The organism is Pseudomonas sp. NY15435 (genome assembly GCF_048068295.1).
Classification (GTDB): Bacteria; Pseudomonadota; Gammaproteobacteria; order Pseudomonadales; family Pseudomonadaceae; genus Pseudomonas.
Window position 1 is genome coordinate 400,484 of the sequence record NZ_JBLUQA010000004.1, and the last position, 23,135, is coordinate 423,618.

The window sequence follows — 23,135 nt, forward strand, 5'->3', positions numbered from 1 at the left end:
GAGCCACTCGTAGTAGCGGCGATCGTGCAAGCCTATGCCGCGCGCGCGGCAGAGCGCCTCCCCCCACGGGGAGGGGTAAGCCTTATGCCAGGTTGCGCGAGATGATGAGCTTCTGGATGTGGCTGGTGCCTTCATAGATCTTGGTCACCCGCACATCGCGGCAGTAGCGCTCCACCGGGAAATCGGCGAGGTAGCCATAGCCGCCGTGGACCTGCAGCGCGTCGGAGCACACCTGCTCGGCCATCTCGCTGGCGAACAGCTTGGCCATCGAGGCCTCCTTGGCGCATGGCACCTCGGCCTCGCACAGGCGCGCGGCGTGCAGTAGGAACTGGCGCGAAAGCTCCACGCGGGTCGCCATGTCAGCCAGGTCGAAGGCCACGCCTTGCAGCTGGATGATTGGCGCGCCGTAGGCTTCACGCTCCTTGGCGTACTTCACCGCGGCATCCAGCGCGGCTCGGGCCGTACCGGTAGCCACTGCGGCGATGGCCACGCGCCCTTCGGACAGCGAACCCATCACGGCGCGGTAGCCGCTGCCCTCCTCGCCCAGCAGGTTATTGGCCGGGATCCGGCAGTCGTCCAGCTGGATCTGCGCAACGTGCGCCGAGCGCTGGCCCATCTTGTGCTCCACGCAGGCCACCACGTAGCCAGGATGCTCCTGCGGGTCGACGATCAGCAGGCTGCTGCCGCGCTTGCCGGCATTCTTGTCGGTCACCGCCAGCACCAGGCCGACCCCGGCCTCGCTGCCGTTGGAGATGAATTGCTTGCTGCCGTTGAGCACGTAGCTGTCGCCGTCGCGGCGCGCGCTGGTCCGGAAAGAGCCGGTGTCCGAGCCGGCATGCGGCTCGCTGAGCAGGAAGGCGCCGATGCGGCTGCCGTCGGCGATGCCCGGCAGGTATTTGCGCTTCTGTTCCTCGTTACCCAGGCGGGCGATGGCCATGCCCACCGAGTTGTGCACGTGGATCAGGGTGGCGAAGCCGGTGTCGGCGGCAGCGAATTCCTCGATGGCCAGGCAGTACTCGACGAAGCTGGTGCCCGAGCCGCCGTACTCTTCGGGCACCAGCATGCCCAGGAAGCCCAGCTCGGCCACGGCTTGCAGTTCGGCGCGCGGCCAGGCGGCGGTGCGGTCGCGCTCGGCGGCGGTGGGTGCCACCACTTCGGCGGCGACCTTGCGCGCCGAGTCGCGGATCAGCAGTTCCAGTTCGCTCAGGAAGACAGCGGATGTATCGGTCATGGTGCTTACCTCGAAATCAGCGTGAATCGTCAGGAATGCCGGCGCGCAACGGTGCCGCCGGCAGGATGGTCAAACGCAACGGGCTATCGGTTGATCGTGCCGTTCAGCCTGCACCGGCGAGGCCGCGACGCGGCGGCCGGGCTCGCCGCGGCCGCGCAGCAGGAAGTGCGAGAGCGCGGGGATCAGAACCAGGGCGCCGAGCATGTTCCAGACGAACATGAAGGTCAGCAGGATGCCCATGTCGGCCTGGAACTTGATCGGCGACCAGGCCCAGGTGACGACACCGGCGGCCAGGGTGACGCCGACCAGCGCCACCACCTTGCCGGTGAAGCGCAGGGCTTCGCGGTAGGCTTCGGCCAGGCTCGCACCGTTACGCTGGCTGGCCAGCTGGATGCTCAGCAGGTAGAGCGCGTAGTCGACGCCAATGCCGACGCCCAGCGCGATCACCGGTAGGGTGGCGACTTTCACGCCGATGCCCAGCAGTACCATCAGCGCCTCGCAAAGCACCGATGTGATCACCAGCGGCACGACCGCGACTATCACCGCGCGCCAGCTGCGGAAGGTGATGAAGCACAGCACCACCACGGCCGCGTAGACGTACAGCAACATGCTGAAGTTGGCCTTCTCCACCACGATGTTGGTCGCCGCCTCTATGCCGGCGGTGCCGGCAGCGAGAAGGAACTGGCGCTCCGGCGTGCTGTGCTCGTCGGCGAAGCGCGAGGCCGCATCGACCACCCGCTCCAGGGTGTCGGCCTTGTGGTCGGCGAGGTAGGCCACCACCGGCATGATCGAGCACTCAGTGTTGAACAGCTCGGGGTTGGTGGTGCTCGCGGTACGCGCTGCGTAGTTGAGCACGTCCTGGTTCGGCGACAGGGTCAGCCACTTGTTGCTGCCCTCGTAGGAGCCGGCGGTGATCTTGCGCACGGCGTCGGCCAGCGACACGGTGCTCTGCACGCCCGGCACCTGCTGCAGGGTCCAGCCCAGACGGTCGACCTCGATCAGCGTCCTGTAGTCCAGGCAGCCCTCGGCGGGCGTCTTGACGATCACCGCGAACTGGTCGCTGGAGAGTGTGTACTTGCCGGTGATGTAGGCGTTGTCCAGGTTGTAGCGCGAATGCGGGCGCAACTCGGAAGCGCCGGCGTCCAGGTCGCCGATCTTCAGGTGCGTGCTCACCGCGAAGCCGCCCGCCGCCAGCACGGCCGCACCGGCCAGCAGCAGCGTGGCCCAGCGCCGCTCGGTTAAGCGCTCCAGCAGTGTCCAGACACCGCCGATCTCGCGCTGCTCGGCACGCAGGCTGCGTGCGGCGGCGTGGGGGCTGACGCCGGTGTAGGACAACATCACCGGCAGCAGGATCAGGTTGGTGAACACCAGCAGCGCGACGCCGATGGACGCGGTGATCGCCAGGTCCTTGATCACCGGAATATCGATCAGCATGAGCACGGCGAAGCCCACGGCGTCGGCGGCCAGCGCGGTTAGACCGGCAAGGAACAGGCGGCGGAACGTATAGCGCGCCGCCACCAGGCGGTGAGTGCCGCGACCGATGTCCTGCATGATGCCGTTCATCTTCTGCGCGCCGTGCGACACGCCGATGGCGAAGACCAGGAACGGCACCAGGATCGAATACGGGTCCAGCTCGTAGCCCAGCAGCGCGATCAGCCCCAGCTGCCAGAGCACCGCGGCGCACGAGCAGCCCAGCACCAGCAGCGTGCTGCGCAGGCAGCGGGTCCAGGCGAAGATGATCGCCGCGGCGATGGCCGCAGCCACAGCGAAGTAGAGGATCATCTGGCTGAGGCCGTCGAGCAGGTCGCCGACTACCTTGGAGAAGCCGACAATGTGCACCTGGATGTCGGCGCTGCCTTGGGCGCCGGCGTACTTGGCGCGAATCGCTTCGAGGCGCTTGGACAGTTCCCAGTAGTCGATGGCCTTGCCGCTCTCGGCATCCCTGTCCAGCAGCGGGACGAACACCATGCTCGAGCGGTAGTCGCTGCCGATCAAGTTACCCAGCAGCTGCGCGCGGCCTATGTTCTGCCGCAGTTGCTCGATGTTGGCGGGCGAGCCGGAATAGTTGTCCGGCATCACCGGGCCGCCGGCGAACCCCTCTTCGGTGACCTCGTTCCAGCGCACCACCGGCATCCACAACGATTTCACGTTGGCACGGTCGACGCCCGGGGTTAGGAAAAGGTCGTCATTTATGTGCTTGAGCACCTGCAGGTAAGCCGGGTCGAAGATGTCGCCCTTGCGATTCTCGACCACCACCCGCACCGCGTTTCCCAGACCCTTGAGCTCGTCGCGGTTGGCCAGGAAGTTGCGGATGTACGGCTGGTTGTGCGGGATGGTCTTCTCGAAGGCGGCGTTGAGCGTCAGCCCGCGCGTCTGCCAGCCGAGCAGCCCGCTGACGAGCACGCAAAGCAGCACGACCAGCAGTCGATTGTTGAAGATCAGGCGCTCCAGGCGGCTGCCCGAAGCGTGGTCGAAATCCCGCAGGTCGCTGATGCTCAGCAGCTTGTCGGTGGAATTGGTCGCAGTCATCACGTTACCCCGAATACCTTTGTTCTCACTGCGCGCGCTCCAGGCGCACACCACCGATGCCAGCCAACGCGACGCCCGCCTGCGGCGCCGGCGCCGGCGCCACCGCGAAGTTCGGTGCGACGCGGGCCAGCTTCACGCGCTGGAAGGTTGCCCCGCCATCGCGGGAGTGCAGCAGTTCGCCGGCCTGGCTGGCCAGCACGATGGTGCCGTCGGCGAGCACCGCGCCGCTGGTGAGGCCGGCGTCGGTGCCGGTCTCGACCTTGTGCCAGCTAGCACCGCCGTCGATGCTGCGGTAGGCGTTGCCGCGCAAGCCGTAGACCAGCACCGCATCGGCACTGCCGACCAGGCCGAAGAGCGTGCCCTGGTAGGGAAACTCCAGCGGTAGGAAGCGTTGCGTCGTGGCGTCGAACTTCAGCACTAGGCCCTGCTCGCCGACCACGAACAGCGTGCCCATCGCCGGGCGCATGGCGTACAGGTGCATGCCGCGAGGGTTGGAGACGTACTCTAGCCAAGGCGTCCAGTGCTGGCCGCCATCGCTTGTGCGCAGGATCAGGTTGAAGGCGCCTAGGGCATAGCCGTTGCGCTCGTCCTCGAACCACACGTCGAGCAGCGGCTTGTCGGCGCCCTGCGCCACGGCGGCCTCGGCGTCACGCTGCAGGCGCGCGGCCTCCGGATCGGCGGGATCGGCTGGGTGGCCGTACTGGCGCATCAGCAGATCGGCGATCTGAGGACCGTCCAGCTGCCGGCTCCAGGTGCGGCCGCCATCGTCGCTGTGCAGGATCACGCCCTCGTGGCCTACCGCCCAGCCTTGGCTGGCACTGGGAAAGGCCAGCGCGGTCAGGTCCGAGCTCACCGGCACCTGTGCCTGGGTCCAGTGTTGGCCGTCGTCCGAATACAGGATGTGGCCACGCTGACCGGCGGCGACCAGGCGCTGGCCGGCCAGCACCAGGGCGTTGAGCGGTACGCGAGCGGCCAGCGGCGACTGCACGGCCGGCTGCGCCAGCGGCGGAACGAAGGTCGGCTGCGCCTGCACCTGGCCTGCCAGGACGGCCAGGACGGCCAGGCCGAGCGCCAGCGGCGCCGCGAAAGTGATTCTGAACATCGATTGCCCTCACATCGAATTCGCCTCGGCTGCCGGCCCGCTCATGGCAGGACCGCGGGAATGCCGAGGTTGGCAATAGCGAAAGGAGGCGTGTCCGCCTCCTTCACCATCCGGGCGCGGCGCGTGGCGACGAAAGGCTTGTGTCGCCACGCGGCCCGGGCCAGCGCTTAGATGCTGGTCTTGAAGGTGAAGTAGACGGCGCCGCGGTCCTCGAGCAGCGCCTGGCTGCCGTTGGGGGTGAGCGCCGCACCGCTGGCGTTCTTCGAGTAGTCGCCGAAGTAGTCGACGTACTTCAGGTCGAAGCGGTAGCGGCTGTACAGGTCCAGGCCCAGGCCCGCGGCGTAGCTGCCGGCGTCCTCGCTGCCGCCCAGGGCGACTGCCGAGTTGCCGTTCAGACCTACCGAGTAGCTGACCGGCATCGACAGGTCGCCGCCGGGGAACACCTGGTACCAGGTTGGCGTGAAGTTCACCGCCATGGTGTAGGCGTTGCGGTCGACGGCATCGATGTTGGTGGACACCGAACGGTACTTCGAGCTGCCCTTGAACAGGTTCATAGGGTCGGAGTTCACCGAGACCCAGTGGCTCCAGGTCAGTTCGGTGGCCCAGGTCGCGGAATCGAACAGCGGGTTGGAACTGATCGAGCCGAGGGCGTTGACCACACCGTGCAGGGTGTCACCACGGGCGCCGAGGATGTCGCCGTCGTCCGGCAGTGCCTTGGCGGAAGTGACCACCGCCGCACTGCTGGCCAGCGGCATGTTGTGACGGTAGTTCAGGTCCGCGCCGAAGCTGATGCCGGCCACCTCTTTCGACAGGCTGATGCCGTACATGTCGATGTCCGAGGCGTAGTTCATGAAGTACTGCGGCTGCTTGGCCTGCAGCAGAATGACCTGCGGGACGGTGTCGGAGAAGTTGCGTACGTAGAAGCCGAGAGTGCCGTCGAGCCATTCCGGGCTCCAGCGCGCCATCAGGCCCCAGTCGCCGACATCCTTGGGCTCGATGTCGTCGCCATGCGTGGCACGCAGTTTCGGGCTGAGGATGTAGGACTCGCCGCCCTGCAGATAGATGTCGGAGAAGCCCAGGTAGGAACCCGACTCCGGCACGCGCGTGGGGCGCCATTCGAGGAAATACTGCGCACCGAAGGACCACTCGGGCGTGGCCTGGAACTGCGCCGAAAGCTGCGTGCGCGGGATGTACAGTTCCTTCGCCTCGATACCCGGCAGGGCCAGCGCCTTGCCCTGGTCGAGCGGGGCCTGGCCATAGGAAATGCCATTGATCGCGCCGCTGCCCAGCAACGACTCGCCCCAGTTCACGGTATGCCGACCGGCACGCAGCTGCAGCGGCGAGTCACCCAGGTTGAAGGTGCCGAAGACGAAGGCGTCGAGGATCTCGCCCGACGGACCTTCGTAGTAGCGGTTGGCGTAGCGGCTCAGGCCCAGGGCCGGCTTGCCGTCGCTGCCCAGGTGGTTCGACGTCGCCAGGCTGTCGTTGTCCAGCCCACCGGAATAGGCGTCGTCGTACCAGAGCGCGGCACTCATGCGGGCACCGTACTTGTCCTTGTAGACCAGGTCGGACTCGCTGAGGATGTCCAGGCGGTTGTTGACGATGCTGTTCTTCTTGAAGTTGCGATCGCCGTCGTCGTAGTTCGGGTTCTTCAGGATCGGAGTGCTCTGGTTCTCGACCCGCTTGCCCAGGTTGTAGCGGAAGGTGTTGTCGAAGCGTAGCTTCAGATCGTCGTTACCGGTGTCGATCTCGACGGCATGCGCGGTGCTCCAACCCATTGCGCACACCATCAGGATGCTCGTGCTCAGCTTGTGTGGAACGGGTCGACTCTGCTTCATCTTGTTCTTCTTGTTCGCCATGTTTTCCTCTCTCCCCTCGATTAACCAAGGCTCGGGCCGACGGCACCGAACCAGGAAGAAGCTCAATCAGTGATCGAGTGGGGCAAGGGTGCAGCGACGACCCGATTCTCTCCCCCCTATTAAATGGGGGCGTCCCCCCCTCCCTACCGGGCGAAACTCGTCACATGGCCGGCTTGCCAGCCCGCTTTGGAGGATCCGCAATGAACAAAGAGTTCGCCCCGCTTGCCGCCGATGACGCACTGTGTTTTCCCTGTGGCAGCCCGCCCGCCATCGGCGAGTGGTGTGAGGTGGCTCCGGGCGTGCACTGGACCTGCATGCCGCTGCCAATCTACGTTCCGACCATCAATCTGTGGCTGCTCGAAGACGGCCCTGGCGTCGCCGTGGTGGACACCGGAATCAACAGCAACGACACCCGCCAGGCCTGGGAGCGATTGTTCGACGGAGTACTACGTGGCAGGCCGGTGACTCGCGTGCTAGGAACGCATATGCACCTAGATCACATCGGTCTGGCTGGCTGGCTTGGCGAGCGCTTCGCCTGCCGTCTATGGATGACGCGCCTGGAGTACCTGCAATGCCGGATGCTTGCAGGCGATAGCGGCCGCGGCCCCTCCAAGGAAACCCAGGCGTTCCTCCAGCGCGCCGGCTGGAGCGAAGCCGCGCTTGCGCTGAACCGGGAGCGCGCCAACACTTTCGGCCATATGCTCTGGCCGCTTCCGGAGAGCTTCCGCCGCGTGAGCGATGGCGAGCGCCTGCGTATTGGTGAGCACGAATGGGAAGTCGTGGTTGGGGCAGGCCATTCGCCGGAACACGCTTGTCTTTACGAAGCCAAACGCAAGCTGCTGATATCCGGCGACCAAGTGCTGCCGCAGATCTCCTCCAATATTTCGGTACATCCCGGCGAGCCGGATGCCGACCCCATCAGCGATTGGCTCGATTCGCTGGCCATGCTGCGCGAACGCGTCAGCGACGAGGTGCTGGTGCTACCGGCACATGGCGAACCCTTCCGCGGCCTGCATGCGCGCCTGGCCCAGCTGGAGTCCAGCCTGCAACGCGCACTCGATCGGGTGCGTCGAGGACTGGATCGTCCAAGGCGAGTGGTAGATGTCTTCGAGCTGCTCTTCGCCCGGCAGATCCCAGCCAACGACATCGGCCTGATGGGCCTGGCCACCGGCGAAAGCCTCGCGCATCTAAATCACCTGCAGCAGCGCGGCGAACTATGTACGGAAACCGATCAGCACGGCGTCGTCTGGTATCGATTGACTCCCCGGGTCACCGAATCGCTGGTTCGAGATAACGAACAAGGATGAGCAACCCCGCCCCCGGGTCTCTCGACACCTGTGCCTACGCCCAGGCGATCCCGACGCGCGGCCCGATGACGATGCCACCGGCATTGCTCCAGGCGGTAGGGAAACTGTCTGCTGCAATAGAGCCTACCTAGGCCAACGAAAACGGCGCCTCGCGGCGCCGTCCGGGCGAAACAGCCAGCCCCCAGAACATCGGGATACAGGCCATTCAGGCCTGTGTCAGCGGGTGCCGCACTGGATATCGAGGGTCAGCGCGTTCAGGTAGGGGTTCTCGGCCACGTGACGGACCAACGCGGCGAACTCGCTCGGCTGCCCCATGCGCCGCGGGAACAGCAGGCTGCTGACAATGCTCTCGGAGACCTTCGCCGGCATACCGGCCGACATGCCGGACTCGAACAGCCCCGGCGCCAACGTCACCACGCGGATGCCGTGCTCGGCCAGGTCGCGGGCGATCGGAAGGGTCATGCCGATCACCCCGGCCTTGCTCGCACTGTAGGCCGCCTGGCCCATCTGCCCTTCGCGGGCAGCGCCGGAGGCGGTGTTGATGATCACCCCACGCTCGCCAGTGTCCTCGGGCTGGTTGGCGGTCATCGCCAGGGCAGCGTAGCGAATGATGTTGAAGGTGCCGGTCAAATTGACCGCCAGCACGCGGTTCCACAGGTCGCTGGGGAACGGCTGGCCCTTGGAGAGGGTTTTGCACGGGCCGAGGATGCCGGCGCAATTGACCGCGACATGGATGGCGCCAAGCTCGGCGACCACGGTGTCGATCGCCGACTTGACGCTCTCCTCGCTGGAAACGTCCACACCGATGCCGCGGACGCCCTCTCCCAGCGCCTCGTTCAGGCGAGCTTGGTCGAGATCCAGGCCCACCACACGTGCACCTGCAGTGGCCAACGCCCTGCAGGTGGCCAGCCCGAGCCCGGAAGCAGCCCCAGTGACGATCGCTACCTTGTTGTCCAGCTTCATGCGCTTGTTTCTCCTACGCTTACCCATTGAATGGGCGCCCAATGGGCGCGGATCATCGAGCATAAGCAGGGTGTTTTCGGCGTGTCCCCTCCCCTTGCGGACGCCTGTCAACGCCTCGGAAGTGCGCTGTATTAGAGGTTCTTGACGCATTTTTGGCACTCCAGTACGGTCACTCGAATAGCCGTTTTCATGCCTGCCCGCGAATGCCGCCGAGTTCCGTTCGCGCTCCCGGCCACTAGTATTTCCAGGGAAAAAATGACAATTAATCCCGCCCGCCACCTGGCTTCGACCAAGTTTTCGCCGCCGCGCATCGGTACCAAGCACGTGCCGCGCAACAACTTGATCGCTCAGCTGGACCAGATGCACGAATGCCGGCTCGCGCTGATCACCGGCGCCGCCGGCTACGGCAAGACGACCCTGCTCGCGCAATGGCGTCAGGACCGCCTGAAGGCCGGCGCGGAAGTCGCCTGGATATCGCTGACGAGCGACGACAAGGGCTATGCTCCGTTCTGCACGGCGCTCATCGAGGCCCTGCGCCGCCTGGGCATCGCCCTGGACTTCGACCTGCTGCAGGAGGACGGCACGGCCTCGGCAATGGACGCCATGGTCGCCGCCGTTGTCGAGGGCGCGGAAAACCTGTCGAAGGAGCTCTACCTGATCCTCGACGACTACCACCACGTCGAGGTACCGCTGGCCCACAAGCTGATCCAGAAACTGCTCGACCATGGGCCGGGCAACCTGCACCTGGTGATCGCCTCTCGGGTAGCACCGCCGCTGAGCCTGTCGCGGCTGCGGGTGATGCAGCAGGTTGTGGAGATCGAGAGTGTCACCCTGCCGTTCGACGCCACCGAAACCCGCGCCTTCATCGAGGAGAACCTGGGGCGAGACAAGCTCAACGCCGACGAACTGAGTCTGATCCATGAGCTGACCAGCGGCTGGCCGTCCTGCCTGCAGCTAATCGTGATCATGCTGAAGAACCGCCCGGACTCTCGCTCCATCCTCCACGACTTGGTCTGGCGTTCCAGCGACCTGCAGACCTACCTTAGCGAGGAAGTGGTGGAGCACTTACCGGCCGAACTCGTTGCGTTCGCCGAGGCGCTTTCGATCTTCCGCCGCTTCAACGCCCCCATGGCCAAAGCGGTCACTGACAGCGAAGAGGCCGGCGGGCTGATCAAGCGCATGGAAGACGAAAACCTGCTGATCTACCGGGTCGACTCGGATGATCGCCTGCCCTGGTACCGCTTCCACCCGCTGTTCGGCGAATTTCTCACCAGCCGCCTGGCACGCCACGGTGGCGACCTGCAGCAGTTGCACCGGCGCGGCGCGCGCTGGTTTGCCGAGCATCGCTGCCTGACCGAGGCGCTACGCCACGCCAGCCTGGGCGAGGACATCGACTTCGCCACCCAGGTCATTGAGCGTTCCGCGCCAGCCACCTGGAGCCTGGAATACCTGAGCCCGACGCTGCACTTGCTGGAGCGCCTGCCAGAGGACGTGCTGTTCCGCCACCAGCGCCTGCTCTTCCTTGCCTGCCTGACTGTGTCACTGACATCCCGTCCGGCGCGGGCGAAGGCCTGGCTGCAGCATCTACAGAACAGCGACCTGCAAGCCCATCCGGACATCGCCAGCGGCCTCCCGCTGATTCGTGGCGCAATCGCCGTGCAGGACGACGACACCGAACTGGCCATTGAAGTGCTCGAACCGGTACGCGATGCCAGCCTGGAAAACCCATTCCTGCGCTATGTGCTGCTGCTCGCCCTGACGGTCGCCTACACAGCCGCCGGGCGCTACGCCGATGCCCGCCGCCTGCACGACCAATACCCCATTCCGCCGGAGGACCGCGGTAACGACACGGCGATGGTTGCCGAGTTCACCAACACCACCAACCTGATCGCCGCCGGCTATGTCCGCGAGTTCGCGACGGTCGCCTCACAGTTGCTCGAACATGCCACCCGCGAGGGCGGCAGCCGCTCCATCTGCGCGAACCTGTGCGCCAGCGCCCTGACCGAGGCTTTCTACGAACTCGACCGCATCGACGACTCCCGCGAGACCATCGCCAACCGTTTCGGCCTGCTGCACTCCTCGGTGCCGGACGTGATAGTGCGCACCAACCTCACCCGCGTCCGCCTCGACTTGTTGCAGAAAGGCACCGAGGCCGCACTGAGCTTCCTCGAACAGCAGATCGCCCATCTGCGCTGCCTCGGCCAGGTCCGCCCTGTGGCCCACCTGGTGGCCGAACAGATTCGCGTACTGCTGCTCAAGGGTAGCCGCAACCGCGCCGGCGAACTGCTGGAAACCCTCGATGACCTGGTGCGCCGGCACGCGAGCGAGCGTGGCGCCCGCGCCGAGTTGCCGGCGATCGCCGCGCTCGCCCGCGCCCGCTACCTGAAGGCAGAGGATTCGACACAGACGCTTGCCCAGCTGCAGATCGTCCGAGCGTATGCGCAAGCGTTCGACCGCGGCCGCCTGCTGACACTCGTCGAGCTGCTCACCGCCTCCGCCCTAGACGACCTCAAGCGTCCAGAGGAAGCAATGCAGCACCTGCGCCAGGCGGTAACCGCCGGACAACGCTTCGGCCTAGTCCGGACCTTCATCGACGAAGGCGCGCTGTCGGAGAAGCTGCTAGCTCGCCTGGTCGAAGAACAGGCCGTCGAGGGCGAAGTGCTGGTCTACGCCGAGGAGCTGCTCGGCAAGCTCAACGATCCGTTCGCCGTCAACGCCAGCCAGCCGCGCACGCGCCGCGTCCAGCCGGCTAAGACCCAGGCGGTGCTGACCAAGCGCGAGATCGAGATCCTCGCCCTGGTGGCCCAGGCCATGTCAAGCAAACGCATCGCACTTACCCTGGACATCACCCTGGAAACGGTGAAGTGGAACCTGCGCAACATCTTCGCCAAGCTTGGCGTCTCCAGCCGCTACGACGCCATGGTCTGGGCGAAGAACCACAACCTAATCGACTAGCGCCGCCTCTCGCCTGCGTCGTGCCATGATGGGTGCGACGCTCCTGATGCCAATACGCCCAACCACGCTCGCATCCCCGTACCCCCACTCCAATCAAATTGCGTCGAGGCTCCTGGCATCCGCTCTGCTGGCGAGCCACACGGCATGACCGTCCGATGAGGGATGAGCCAATAGACGAGGTGGCGAAGCGCAAGAGCATGACCTGGATGGCGCTGGGCCTGTCCCTCTTGTTGCCAACGGCAACGGTACGGTCGGCGTCAGCATCTGGCTGCCTAGCGCGCTTAGCACCCTAGCCGCCGTGCCGGCAGAACCGGGTTGGAGCTTTCTTTTAATCTACTACCACGCAAGTGCCGACATCGGTGCCGACCAGCCTGGAGGGCACCAGCGACCTCTTTGTCGCCTGCACGCTGAAATGGAACCGCGGCGTGCACAACTTCATGGTCTATAGCATGGGCAACTTGCCGGCCGGCGCCTACGACCCAAATCGCCTGGTCAACCTGGGGCTGGGCCATGCCTCACCGGGCGCCGGCGGCGGCTACACCTACTTCAACAAGGACAATGAGCTCTCCTTGGTGGCCGGCCGACCTACAAACGGGAAAACACCGACACGCACTATCAGTGGTCTGTCCCGGGCTGAGTGGACACTGACTTAAGGTGGATAATGTCCACCGCAAGGAGTGTTCATGACCCAGACCAGACGACGTTTTCCCGAATCCTTCAAACGCGAGGCGGTAGACCAGGTGCTTGCCGGTACGCCGCTTCGTCATGTCGCCGAGACGCTGGGCATCGCCGAAAGCCTGTTGGGCAAATGGAAGCGCCAGTACGAGCAGCAAGGTGACGATGCCTTTCCGGGCAATGGCAAGCAGCGGGGCGAGAGCGCGGAGCTGCGTCGCCTACGCCAGCAACTGGCTCAGGTCACCATGGAGCGCGATGTTTTAAAAAAGGCGCTCGCCATCTTCTCGCAGCCCACGAAGTGAAGTTCCGCGCCATCGAGGCGTTGGCCGGTCGCTATCCCGTAGCGCCGATGTGCCGGCTGCTGCAGGTATCCCGCAGCGGTTTCTATGCCTGGCAGCAGCGGCCTCCCTCGGCGAGAGAGATGGCGAATCGGCGTCTGAGCAAGGAGATCCGCACCATCCACCACGAGGTGAATGGGATCTATGGCCATCGCCGAATCAAGGCCGAGTTGGCGGCCATGGGGCATGCGTGTGGTCGACACCGAGTCGCTCGACTGATGCGCGAAGCCGACCTGCGTGTTCGTTCGCGCAAGCGTTGGCGGCAGGTTTCCAGCAGTCGTCATGCTCTGCCGATTGCCCCGAACCACCTGGATCGCCAGTTCGCCTCGGATCGCGCCAATCGGCACTGGGTCTCGGACATGACCTACGTGCGGACGGCCCAAGGCTGGCTGTATCTGGCCGTCGTGCTCGATCTCTATTCACGCGCTGTCGTCGGTTGGGCGATGCACCATCGGATGCAACAGGCCCTGGTGCATGCTGCTCTGGAGATGGCCGTTGCACGCCGACAGCCGAAAGAAGAAGTGCTGCTGCACTCGGATCGTGGCAGCCAATACTGCGCGTACGACTACCAGGCCTTGCTTCGGCGACATCGAATCGTGCCCAGCCATTCACGTCCGGGGAACTGCTGGGACAACGCCGCGATGGAGAGCTTCTTCCGTTCGCTGAAGGCTGAGCGGGTTTACCTAACGCGCTATGCCAGCTACCACGAGGCGAAAACCGACCTGTTCGACTACATCCGCTTTTACAATCACCGTCGCCGCCACTCGACGCTGGGCTATCTCAGTCCGATGGAGTTTGAGCGGCGAAATGCGAGCAGTAACTCTTAACTACCTGTCCACCAGTTTCGGGACAGACCACAGATTTCCTGACCTAACAAAAGGCCTATCCTGGGGGCACTGCTCTTTCTTTCGTGTTCGCTCTGATGTACTTATCTCAATTTTCTATTTATAACTGCATGCTCTTCTACCTGTCTGGGTCGACTAATGCGCCAGAAACGTGATCGCTCAAAAAATGAAAACGTACTGCAATCTGCGATTATCGCCTCACTAATTGCCTATTGCCGCGACAACGGTATTCGGGTCAGTCATCTCGAGTATTATGCCAATCAACAGGGTGAAGGCCTGAATTTGGTTTGTGCTGACTTTCTTGCCACATTGGACGATTCAAGTCTCTTGTTGGCTGAGACTAAGGTGCAATCGGAAGGAAAGTTAATCAGCTTTGATCATGATCAGTTCGTGGATAATCTGACATTTGAGGGATTGGGGTTCCCTATTGTCTATGTCTACAACACCCTCCCGACGATGCCTTACTTCTATAAACCACAACCTTTTGACTATCCGGTGATGACCCTCAAGGCGACCAACTGCTCTCCGCCCTCCCAGCTGGCTGGCGAGGAACCTGACATAGCCAATCACTCCAGCCTGCTCCGCTGGCTAAGAGCTATTCCACGGGGCGGTGATAATACTACAAGATTTGCCGATATTTTTGGCGCAATCCGCTCAGAGGCTTTAATTACTAATGGGGTCATGATGCTGATCTATGGAACCAGCACAGTAACCTATATGGAAGATACTTCTGCGAAGAGTCTGGAACTTCTGATTAACGCATTGACCAGGGAGTCGACAGGAAAGTATCTGAACACCAGTCAGAAGGCCAAGCTCAGGGAGTTTCTCGACGAAGAGGCGGATGCATTCAATCGATGGTCAAACCTGGCAGGCGTTTACACAAGCCCATCGAATGGGCTTGGACAAGACCCTGAATACGACCCTGACAACGAGCCCGATAACGACGGAAACTTAAATAAACGTTCAAAATCGGGTTTTGACTTCAAGTTTTAACTGCTCTGGAGTGGCGTTTGTCGGCAGGTTGAACGCTTTGTTGCGCTTAGCTGTGACGGCATGCTATGCAGTCACCTTGCCATCACGCGGAGAGTGAATATGCCTGCGTTAGTCTCGGAGTTGGTGAATGCAGCGATAGATCCGACGGTTTCTTCGGCTGAACTCCTGCGCCGAGCTTTAGTCGTGACCAGGCGATTGGGCGTCTCAGTGTTGGTGGATTGGATTAACGGCGAGCTGAATGGTTATCACTCTGGCGAGGTGCCGCAGTACCGGCGAGTGAAAGGCCAGTTGGTTGTCGAGAATCCCATACATGGCCCGATTCCCCTTTTTGCTGACCCGGACTTTGTGGACGACTTAACAGACTTTCCTATCCGCCAGTCGCTGCCAGAGTTGATAGAGGTTTCCAAGAGCACCACTGGGATTTTCAGCCATTTCCCCACCAGCGTTGAGCAGCGCCTAATGCGCATGATCGAAGAGAGCAACGGCGTTGCTCTGAGGCCGGCGCTAAAGTTTTCCACCGTACAGATAAACGGGGTTATCGAGAAGGTCCGCAGTCGGGTGCTTGAATGGGCTTTGGATCTTGAGGAAAAAGGCGTGCTCGGTGAGGGCATGACGTTTTCACCGGAGGAGAAGCAGATCGTGCAGCAACAGCATTATCACTTCGGCGATGTCAGTGGATCGCAAATTCAGATCGGAACGAGTGAGTCGAGTCAGCATCAAGCTGGGGGGGATATGACGGCGCTAATGGCGTTGATTAAGCACCTAGCCGGCGTCATTCGAAAAGATGCCATTGACGTCGGCACGCGCACCGAGCTTGAAGCGGAGCTCGCAACGCTACGCGCCCAAGCCGCCTCTCCGAAGCCTAAATGGCCGATCATCAGGGCGACCGCGAGCAGTATCAAATCAGTCCTAGAGAACGCCGCAGGCGGGGCATTGGCCTCGCAAGCGTTGCCGTATCTGGCAGCGTTGATTCGATAGAGCTGGACAACTGTAAGAGCAGCGCCGCCGACCAAGCAAAACATCGCGTCACGGTGGCATTTCTACAGCAGGACTTGGCGGGCGCGCGGCGGCACCGCAATAACTTCAAGGTTGAAGGTGCAAGCAAATGGACAGAAGTGCTGTTGATACCATTCGTGGTTATTTTTATCAGTTCGACCTCTCCATCCTTAGCGTTCTGCAATTGCCCGGTCTGGATGACACGATTGAAATCGAGTGTACGGAAGATATCGATATCCGAACGGCTGACGACGCGACGGCAATGCAGTGTAAGTATTATGCGAAAACGGAATATAATCACTCCGTAATCAAAGATGCTGTTAAGCATATGGCGTCCCATTTTAAGGAAACCCTTTCTGGCGCCAAGCCTGGAATTAATTACTCGATAAAGGGTTACTACTCCTCTGGACAGGAGAAGCTCGATGGTGGAGTTGATCTTGATTTTTTAAAGAAACACTTCTTGACCTACACGAAGGACAAGATCACTCATTATCATCACGAAGAGCTTGGCCTCACTGATGCAGATCTTGAGGTTTTTCTGACACGGCTGAAAATTAATGTGAGAGCTCAGGAGTTCGAGGCTCAGTACGGCGAAGTGCTCCAGTCCCTGAGAGGGATTTTTCAAAGTTCGGCATTTTCGGCCGAGTATTTTTATTACAACAATGCTCTGTCGGTGATCCGAGACTTGTCAATCCAGGCTGCTGCGGCAGATAGGCTGATAAGCAAGAGAGCGTTTCTAGAGCGGATTAACACCGCCGATTTATTATTCAATGAGTGGTTCGTTCAGCGAAAGGGTAAAAAGTATCATTTAGCGGCGCTAAGGCGGCAATACTTTACAGAAGTCAATGTGTCGCCTTTCGAGCGCTTTTTTTTAATCGAAGTAGATCCGGGGTCCTATGTCCGTGGCGACGTAAAGGATTTGGTCCACGAGATATCTAGAAAGTGGTCGAAGCTCTCGGCTCGAGAACCGTCACCTTTCTGCCCTTACGTCTATATCCATGGGATCGTCGATGCTGAGTTGCTGGAGTTGAAGAAAGAGCTGCTTGCTGAGGGCTTCAGGTTCATTGATGGGCACGATTTTCATGGGGCGGAATTTGATTGCCAGTCGATTCTTCAGCAGGCTACCCATGGCAATGGCGTAAGGATTAAGTTCCTGAATACGATTGGGAACCTCGTTGAAGCTGTTGGGGCAATTAGGAAGACTCGCCAGGTTTACCAGTTTCATATAGAGGGTTGTTACTTTGAACTGGAAAATGCTGCGGTCAAACATGTGCGAATACAGGTCGAGAAACTCTTAGACGTAAAATCCATTATCTAGCGCAGGGACGGGATCATGGCTACAGAGAATGACGAGAAAATCAACGCTCAAGTAATCGCTGTATTTCCTGACAAAGTACGGATCGTCGTAGATGACCTTGAGAACTTTAAGGTTGCGGAGGAATCCCTCAAGGTTGGGTCGTACCTGAAGATCGCGGACAACGAGAATGCCATTCTCATCGCGATAATAGAGAATTTCCAGATTGCAGTCAGCGCTACAGGCAAGCGTGACTACATCATTGAAGCTTTTCCGTTAGGAATTCTGCGGGACGGAAAATTTGAGCGAGGGGGTGACTCGCTGGCGATCCCACCCAAAGAGGTACAGCCTGCGACAATCGCCGACATCATGCGAATCTATGAAGATTCGGTGCCTGCCGAGACGCGTTTCGGCTTCTCCTCCTTGGCCTCTAATCCCAACGTTCCAGTACCGGTTAACGGTAATAAGTTCTTCAACAAGCACATCGCTGTGGTGGGGTCCACCGGCTCAGGGAAGTCACACACCTTGGCGACCGTTATTCAGAAGGCTGTAGCTGGCAAGAGCGGAGACTTCTCCCTAAACAACTCCCACGTGATCATCTTTGATATCCACTCGGAGTATAAATCCGCGTTTCCTGCCGCTAACCACATAGATATTTCGAATCTGGTGCTGCCGTACTGGATGCTAAACAGTGAGGAGCTAGAAGAATTTTTCCTCGACACTGAGGCGAACGATCATAATCAGCGTAATATTTTTAAAGAAGCGATCATTAAAGATCGGCGAGAAAAACTCCAGGGAACCGACGCCGACAAGCAGAAAATTCACTTGGACACGCCTATTCCGTTCGACATCAAAGCGGTACTGGCCTATGCCGTCGCCAAGAACAGCGAGATGATTGATACCGGCGAGGTTTATGCAGCTACCAATAAGGAGAAGGCCGGTCAGGCAAAGTTCACTCAGGGTAGCCTCTATGGCAAGCTGACTAACTTCGTCAACCGACTTGAAAACAAAGTTAATGACAGCAGGCTAGACTTTTTCCTGGGTGATAGATCAAAAGAGATTACATTCGAGGAAACGCTGGAGAAATTGCTTGGCTATCACGGCGATAATCGTTCTAACGTGACGGTAATTGATCTTAGTGGCGTTCCGTTTGAGGTGCTGAGTATCACCGTTTCGCTAATTTCCCGATTGATATTCGAGTATGGCTACATCTACAAACGTATACGCTGCGCTGCAAATCCAGCTGAAAAAATTAACAATGATGTGCCTATCCTCCTGGTTTATGAGGAGGCGCATAAATACGTTCCGAACAGTGAGCTTTCCAAGTACCGCTCCTCCAAAGTCTCCATCGAGCGAATCGCAAAAGAGGGGCGGAAATACGGCGTGACTTTGCTGCTTGCCAGCCAGCGGCCGTCCGAGATCTCCGAAACGATTTTCTCCCAATGCAGCAATTTCATTGCGATGCGGCTGACGAACCCTGCTGACCAGGGGTACGTGAAGAAACTCTTGCCCGACTCACTTGGTTCGCTCATCGACAAGATGACCTCGTTCCGTCAAGGCGAGGCTCTTATGGTCGGGGAGTCCATCATTCTTCCCTCCATAGTTCAGATTGAGCCCTGTGTGGATGCGCCGTCCTCTAATGACATTCCTTACTGGCAGCTCTGGATGGAGGAATGGAAGGGCATGGACTTCGTAGCCCTGAAGGCGGAGTGGTACAAGTGAACCAAGCGTTCGGTGCTGTCTATGAGATCCGCATGTTTCTCGGCTTTGTCGTAGGGTAGCGGCCCCTGGTGACTCCCCACGGCTGCCTGGGCGAGGCTCAGGCGCCTTGGGGTGGTCGCTTCCGCGTTCTGAGGTGAATCTCTTCTGCTCCGACGGAAGGTCGTCCGGCTCGAGAGCTTTCCTATTTTACAGGCACCCTTAAGCTCTCTAGCACGGCTCTTTTCGCGTCATTTTTCAGTCAGGCTTTCCGATTTTTTTTCGCATTTTTTTGTAGGTCACCGTCCTTACTTCTCCGCCGCGAGCGCCGGCCATTTCATATGGCGGCTGCTTACTACACTGCTGAAGGTTAGGCATGGGCGTCGCGAGTGAGCTTGGTGACCCTATCCGAAGTCCCGTAGAAGAAGCGAAGGACTTCAATGGCCGGGATGATGGTGTGATAGGGATCGTCATCGCGTTCAATGCCAACGAATTAGGTATACCTAACCTCTACATACTATTGAGAAATATAAATCTCTCGAAAGCAAAAGCTCATTAATACTAGCCCAGGCCGTTTTTTATCAGCCTCAACTATATCAAAAAATCGAAGACACCAATCACGATCAAACCGCTCTATTTCGGAAATCAAAAAGGCGCTGTACGCCCCAGGTTTCGCGCAGATCAATTCCCTTTTAAAAACCCACTGCCAGTTTATAGCGGGATATGTCCTACATAGCACATCATATCCAGCCTCCAACCCTTCCAACAACCCACTAGAGCAAAGCCTCAAAAAATCTTCCACATCAAAAACAGTGGACAAATAGCAAATTAACAGCTCCAAATCCCCAACCTTGCCTAGACTAAAAAGTACAGGCCCGTGAAACTCATAATGTAGCAACCTTCTTGAGATATCATTATACCCATCAAGCTCCTTTACTCTAGAGACAATACAGCACTCATTCAAAATACATCGCCGACTCCACAAGTAATAATCCAGAACCCGTTCCAAGACTGAAATATCAAGACCAACCAAATTACAATCCAGAATTACTTTAAAAAACTTTGCGTATCGCAATCTTGCTGCGCAAGAGACATATTTTATTTCGCGTGGTGACTGCACGAGCTTTGCATAGCTTTTAGAAAATGAAAACTCGGAAAGCCGCACATAATCCAAAGCCATTAATTCAACACTATGCTTCCAACAGCAGCTAACACCAGGACACTGGTGCGCGCGATGCCAATAAGCCGCACCAAAGTCTTCAATATCGCTATCAAGGCATAATGGGCAATATTTTCTCTCAAAGAACGCTCCAGTGGTAACTCTCTCCTCAACATGTGCAGAAGGAAGATTTGACCTCACCATCTTTAGCTCATCAACAAAAGAGAAACTGGATAACAGAAAATAATAAGAGTGACACCTTAATAGCTCTTCAAAAAAACCCAAATCAGAATTTGAAACCCGATTCGAAAAATACAACAAATCCGCCTTACCAAGGCTTGCAGGACTTTTATTCATCCCAAATAAAACACATATAACCTCTCGAAACCCTTGAGAGGTAACAACACATTGCAAGTGCGTATATCTATAAATTAAAGACTCAAAGGACTCATCGGGAAGCGGACTGGGGAAGAAGCCTATTGGGGACATAAAGCTCTGACAGCAATCTCGAGGAAGTGGGCAAACATGTCAGAATTTATTATCTCATCATTCGCCAGTTTCTCCACACCTACTGTTTTTTTGTCAGAATTTATTCTCTTCTAGGCATTTGAGAACTCTATACAGCCCGCTGAACACCGACAGTCCGCTGTCAATATTTATTACTCAGGACCACAGGGCGATTCTGGCCAAACCGCCACCGCCCGTAGCGACTATTACCAGAGTGGCATCTGGTAGCTGACGATCACCCGCGTTTCGTCGATATCGTTGCCGAAATCGCTGCGGAAGGCGCCGTTGCGCACCTTGAAGCCAAGGTTCTTCAGTGGACCGTTCTGGATGACGTAGCCGATATCGGTGTCGCGCTCCCATTCCTTGCCGCGCCCCTGGCCGTTGAGCAGGTCGATGTGATCGCCCTGCAGGTAGCGCGTCATGAAGGTCAGGCCGGGCAGGCCGAGGCCGGCGAAGTCGTAGTCGTAGCGGGCCTGCCAGGAGCGTTCGTCCTTGTTGGCGAAATCACCGATCTGCACGAAGTTGGTCAGGTACGGGTCGGTGCCGGACAGGTAGGCGAAGCCGGTATCGCCGGACATGCGCTGGTAGCCCACACCGAAACCGCTACCACCGATGCGGTAGGTGAACAGTGCGTTGAGCGCACGGTTGTCGACGTTGCTGCCGCCGTCATCGGTGGAGCGCGCCCAGCGGATGTCGGACTTGAGCGACTGGCCCTCGGCGATCGGCAGGGTGTGCACCACGCTCAGGTAGTGCTGCCGGTAGAAGTTCTCCAGGCCGCCGTAGTGGTAGCTGGTGCTGAGGTTGTCGGTCCAGCGGTAAGTGCCGCCGGCGAGATTGAAGCGGTCGCTGCTGGTGTGGCTGCCGAGTACGATGTTGCGCTTGTTGCCACGGGTCATCGACAGGTCTTCGTCGTTGGTCGAGTCGCGCTGCTTCACCTGGCGCAGTTGGCCGAGTTGCGCGGAAAGGCCGTCGATCTCATTGATCTCGGCGAGGCCGCCCTGGAAGGTCTGCGGGTGCAGACGCGTGTCGTTGTACTGCACCACCGGCATTTTCGGCAGCAGCGTGCCGACCTTCAGGGTGCTTTTCGAGGCGCGCAGCTTGGCGGTCACGCCCAGGTCGCTGTAGTCGTCGGCGGCGCGCTTGTCGCTGGCCGAATACGGCAGCAGGCCGGAGCCGGTGCGGTCCGGGCTGGAGTCCAGCTTGATCCCCAGTAGGCCGAGCGCATCGACGCCCACGCCGACCGTGCCCTCGGTGTAGCCCGACTCGAAGCGCAGCAGGAATCCCTGCGCCCACTCCTCGGATTTCGACTGCGCGGCACCGCTCTGGCGGTAGTCGCGGTTGAAGTAGAAATTGCGCAGTTCCAGGCTGGCCTTGCTGTCCGCGATGAAGTCCGCGTGGGCGAACAGGGGCAGGCAGGCGAAGCCCGAAACGAGCGCCCGTACGGGAAGATTTTTCATTGTTGTTGTCTCTTCGTCAGGTGAGGTGAAGGCGGCGTCGCTGCTTCATGAAAGTCCGTGCAGGCCCATTCCCTCTCCCTAACCCTCTCTCTGAAGGGAGAGGGGACCGTTCGGTGCAGGTTGAAACCTTGGCGTCAGCCGGCACGGACAGCGCCCTCTCCCGTCAGGGAGAGGGCGGGGGGAGAGGGCAAGCCCAGGCACAGGCGTCCAGAAAAAGCGCTTGCTCCCACGCCGCCAAATTGAAAATCACTGGATGAGCAGCCCCTCCAGTCGCTGGCGGATCAGCTGGCGTGCCTGTTCGACGATGTCGCGCAGCAGCTCCTCGCAGCTGGGCTCATCATCGATCAGGCCCTGGACCATGCCCGCCGACCAGATACCCAGGTCGGTGTCGCCCTGCTCGTAGACCGTGCGACCGCGCAGCCCACTGACCAGTGCCGCGATGTCGGCATAGGTGGCGTTGCCGCGCGCCTCGATGGCCAGGACTTCCTGGCTGATGGCGTTGCGGGCGACCCGTGCGCTGTTGCGCAACGAACGCATGATCACGTCGGTGGAGCGCTCGTCGGCGGCACGGATCGCCGCCTTGACCTGCGGGTGGATCGGGCATTCGCGGGTGCTGAGAAAGCGCGTCCCCATGTTGATCGCGTCGGCCCCCAGCGCCAGCGCCGCCACCAGCCCGCGCCCGTCGGCGAAACCACCGGAGGCGATGATCGGCACGCTCAACCGGTTGGCCGCCGCCGGCAGCAGGACCAGGCCGGGAATGTCGTCCTCACCCGGATGACCGGCGCACTCGAAGCCGTCGATGGACACCGCATCGACACCCAGTTGCTCAGCCTTGAGCGCATGGCGCACGGCGGTGCATTTGTGGATCACCTTGATCCCGTGCTGGCGGAACTCGGCGATGTGTTCGCCAGGATTGTTGCCGGCGGTTTCGACCACGCGGATGCCGCCCTCGATGATCGCCGCGCGGTACTCGGCGTAGGGAATCGGCTTCTGCGTCGGCAACAGTGTGAGGTTGACGCCAAAGGGCTTGTCGGTGAGTTCGCGGCAGCGCGCGATCTCGTCGGCCAGCGCCTGCGGAGTCGGCTGGGTCAGCGCCGACAGAGTGGCCAGGCCGCCGGCGTTGGCGACGGCCGCCGCCATCTCGGCACGGCCCACCCACTGCATGCCGCCCTGCATGATCGGGTGCTCGACGCCGAAGGCTTCAGTGAATCGGGTCTTGAACATGCG

The 23,135-nt window shown here is 60.3% G+C and carries 16 protein-coding genes; 8 read left to right on the forward strand and 8 right to left on the reverse strand.

Annotated features, from left to right (window positions below; all coding sequences use genetic code 11):
* Window positions 1-82: 82 nt before the first annotated feature.
* The 4 genes from ACNFH5_RS12050 to ACNFH5_RS12065 form a co-directional block, all read right to left on the reverse strand.
* Complete coding sequence (locus tag ACNFH5_RS12050; protein ID WP_416746197.1) at window positions 83-1,231, reverse strand: acyl-CoA dehydrogenase family protein; 1,149 nt, start codon at window positions 1,229-1,231, stop codon at window positions 83-85.
* 69 nt (window positions 1,232-1,300) lie between these two features.
* Window positions 1,301-3,760: an efflux RND transporter permease subunit gene (locus ACNFH5_RS12055; protein WP_138211998.1), complete on the reverse strand. Its 2,460-nt coding sequence runs from the start codon at window positions 3,758-3,760 to the stop codon at window positions 1,301-1,303.
* 25 nt (window positions 3,761-3,785) lie between these two features.
* A complete protein-coding gene (locus tag ACNFH5_RS12060) occupies window positions 3,786-4,862 on the reverse strand; it encodes a WD40/YVTN/BNR-like repeat-containing protein (RefSeq protein WP_416746199.1) in 1,077 nt (358 codons plus the stop codon).
* 167 nt (window positions 4,863-5,029) lie between these two features.
* Window positions 5,030-6,721 carry a DUF1302 domain-containing protein gene (locus ACNFH5_RS12065; protein ID WP_138211996.1) on the reverse strand — a complete coding sequence of 564 codons (1,692 nt, stop codon included), beginning with the start codon at window positions 6,719-6,721 and terminating at the stop codon, window positions 5,030-5,032.
* 200 nt (window positions 6,722-6,921) lie between these two features.
* Between ACNFH5_RS12065 and ACNFH5_RS12070 the strand changes: the two genes are divergently transcribed.
* Complete coding sequence (locus ACNFH5_RS12070; protein WP_138211995.1) at window positions 6,922-8,028, forward strand: MBL fold metallo-hydrolase; 1,107 nt, start codon at window positions 6,922-6,924, stop codon at window positions 8,026-8,028.
* Between the two features lie 216 nt (window positions 8,029-8,244).
* Here ACNFH5_RS12070 and ACNFH5_RS12075 read toward each other — a convergent pair whose 3' ends face one another.
* Window positions 8,245-8,991, reverse strand: coding sequence for an SDR family NAD(P)-dependent oxidoreductase (locus tag ACNFH5_RS12075; RefSeq protein WP_138211994.1), 747 nt, complete (start codon window positions 8,989-8,991; stop codon window positions 8,245-8,247).
* Between the two features lie 255 nt (window positions 8,992-9,246).
* Here ACNFH5_RS12075 and ACNFH5_RS12080 point away from each other — a divergent pair, with 255 nt between their 5' ends.
* From ACNFH5_RS12080 to ACNFH5_RS12110, 7 genes are all read left to right on the forward strand, one after another.
* On the forward strand, window positions 9,247-11,946 hold the full coding sequence (locus tag ACNFH5_RS12080) for a LuxR C-terminal-related transcriptional regulator (protein ID WP_138211993.1): 2,700 nt from the start codon (window positions 9,247-9,249) through the stop codon (window positions 11,944-11,946).
* A 359-nt stretch (window positions 11,947-12,305) separates the two neighbouring features.
* Entirely contained in the window at window positions 12,306-12,599 is a 294-nt protein-coding gene (locus ACNFH5_RS12085; RefSeq protein ID WP_242015286.1) for a transporter, read from the forward strand.
* A 30-nt stretch (window positions 12,600-12,629) separates the two neighbouring features.
* Window positions 12,630-13,786 (forward strand): IS3 family transposase gene (locus ACNFH5_RS12090; protein ID WP_412548445.1). Its coding sequence is split into 2 segments (ribosomal slippage): window positions 12,630-12,890 and window positions 12,893-13,786, totalling 1,155 coding nucleotides; the frame shifts between segments, so codons are not numbered across the junction.
* 156 nt (window positions 13,787-13,942) lie between these two features.
* Entirely contained in the window at window positions 13,943-14,797 is an 855-nt protein-coding gene (locus ACNFH5_RS12095; RefSeq protein WP_138216947.1) for a hypothetical protein, read from the forward strand.
* Between the two features lie 99 nt (window positions 14,798-14,896).
* The gene (locus ACNFH5_RS12100; protein WP_171039479.1) at window positions 14,897-15,775 is read left to right on the forward strand and encodes a hypothetical protein; all 879 of its coding nucleotides are present in this window, start codon (window positions 14,897-14,899) and stop codon (window positions 15,773-15,775) included.
* Window positions 15,776-15,902: 127 nt separating this feature from the next.
* Window positions 15,903-17,111 carry a DUF4297 family anti-phage-associated protein gene (locus tag ACNFH5_RS12105; RefSeq protein ID WP_416746203.1) on the forward strand — a complete coding sequence of 403 codons (1,209 nt, stop codon included), beginning with the start codon at window positions 15,903-15,905 and terminating at the stop codon, window positions 17,109-17,111.
* A 15-nt stretch (window positions 17,112-17,126) separates the two neighbouring features.
* On the forward strand, window positions 17,127-18,809 hold the full coding sequence (locus tag ACNFH5_RS12110; RefSeq protein ID WP_138216945.1) for an ATP-binding protein: 1,683 nt from the start codon (window positions 17,127-17,129) through the stop codon (window positions 18,807-18,809).
* 493 nt (window positions 18,810-19,302) lie between these two features.
* Here the strand turns inward: ACNFH5_RS12110 and ACNFH5_RS12115 are convergent, their stop codons facing one another.
* From ACNFH5_RS12115 to ACNFH5_RS12125, 3 genes are all read right to left on the reverse strand, one after another.
* The gene (locus ACNFH5_RS12115) at window positions 19,303-20,433 is read right to left on the reverse strand and encodes a TniQ family protein (RefSeq protein ID WP_138216944.1); all 1,131 of its coding nucleotides are present in this window, start codon (window positions 20,431-20,433) and stop codon (window positions 19,303-19,305) included.
* Window positions 20,434-20,657: 224 nt separating this feature from the next.
* On the reverse strand, window positions 20,658-21,908 hold the full coding sequence (locus tag ACNFH5_RS12120) for an OprD family porin (RefSeq protein ID WP_416746206.1): 1,251 nt from the start codon (window positions 21,906-21,908) through the stop codon (window positions 20,658-20,660).
* Between the two features lie 246 nt (window positions 21,909-22,154).
* Complete coding sequence (locus tag ACNFH5_RS12125; RefSeq protein WP_416746208.1) at window positions 22,155-23,132, reverse strand: NADH:ubiquinone reductase; 978 nt, start codon at window positions 23,130-23,132, stop codon at window positions 22,155-22,157.
* Window positions 23,133-23,135: the final 3 nt, after the last annotated feature.

Bases quoted from the DNA above. Each gene is read 5' to 3' on its own strand.
- ACNFH5_RS12050 (WP_416746197.1), bottom strand. From the start codon at position 1,231: ATGACCGATACATCCGCTGTCTTCCTGAGCGAACTGGAACTGCTGATC.
- ACNFH5_RS12055 (WP_138211998.1), bottom strand. From the start codon at position 3,760: ATGACTGCGACCAATTCCACCGACAAGCTGCTGAGCATCAGCGACCTG.
- ACNFH5_RS12060 (WP_416746199.1), bottom strand. From the start codon at position 4,862: ATGTTCAGAATCACTTTCGCGGCGCCGCTGGCGCTCGGCCTGGCCGTC.
- ACNFH5_RS12065 (WP_138211996.1), bottom strand. From the start codon at position 6,721: ATGGCGAACAAGAAGAACAAGATGAAGCAGAGTCGACCCGTTCCACAC.
- ACNFH5_RS12070 (WP_138211995.1), top strand. From the start codon at position 6,922: ATGAACAAAGAGTTCGCCCCGCTTGCCGCCGATGACGCACTGTGTTTT.
- ACNFH5_RS12075 (WP_138211994.1), bottom strand. From the start codon at position 8,991: ATGAAGCTGGACAACAAGGTAGCGATCGTCACTGGGGCTGCTTCCGGG.
- ACNFH5_RS12080 (WP_138211993.1), top strand. From the start codon at position 9,247: ATGACAATTAATCCCGCCCGCCACCTGGCTTCGACCAAGTTTTCGCCG.
- ACNFH5_RS12095 (WP_138216947.1), top strand. From the start codon at position 13,943: ATGCGCCAGAAACGTGATCGCTCAAAAAATGAAAACGTACTGCAATCT.
- ACNFH5_RS12100 (WP_171039479.1), top strand. From the start codon at position 14,897: ATGCCTGCGTTAGTCTCGGAGTTGGTGAATGCAGCGATAGATCCGACG.
- ACNFH5_RS12105 (WP_416746203.1), top strand. From the start codon at position 15,903: ATGGACAGAAGTGCTGTTGATACCATTCGTGGTTATTTTTATCAGTTC.
- ACNFH5_RS12110 (WP_138216945.1), top strand. From the start codon at position 17,127: ATGGCTACAGAGAATGACGAGAAAATCAACGCTCAAGTAATCGCTGTA.
- ACNFH5_RS12115 (WP_138216944.1), bottom strand. From the start codon at position 20,433: ATGTCCCCAATAGGCTTCTTCCCCAGTCCGCTTCCCGATGAGTCCTTT.
- ACNFH5_RS12120 (WP_416746206.1), bottom strand. From the start codon at position 21,908: ATGAAAAATCTTCCCGTACGGGCGCTCGTTTCGGGCTTCGCCTGCCTG.
- ACNFH5_RS12125 (WP_416746208.1), bottom strand. From the start codon at position 23,132: ATGTTCAAGACCCGATTCACTGAAGCCTTCGGCGTCGAGCACCCGATC.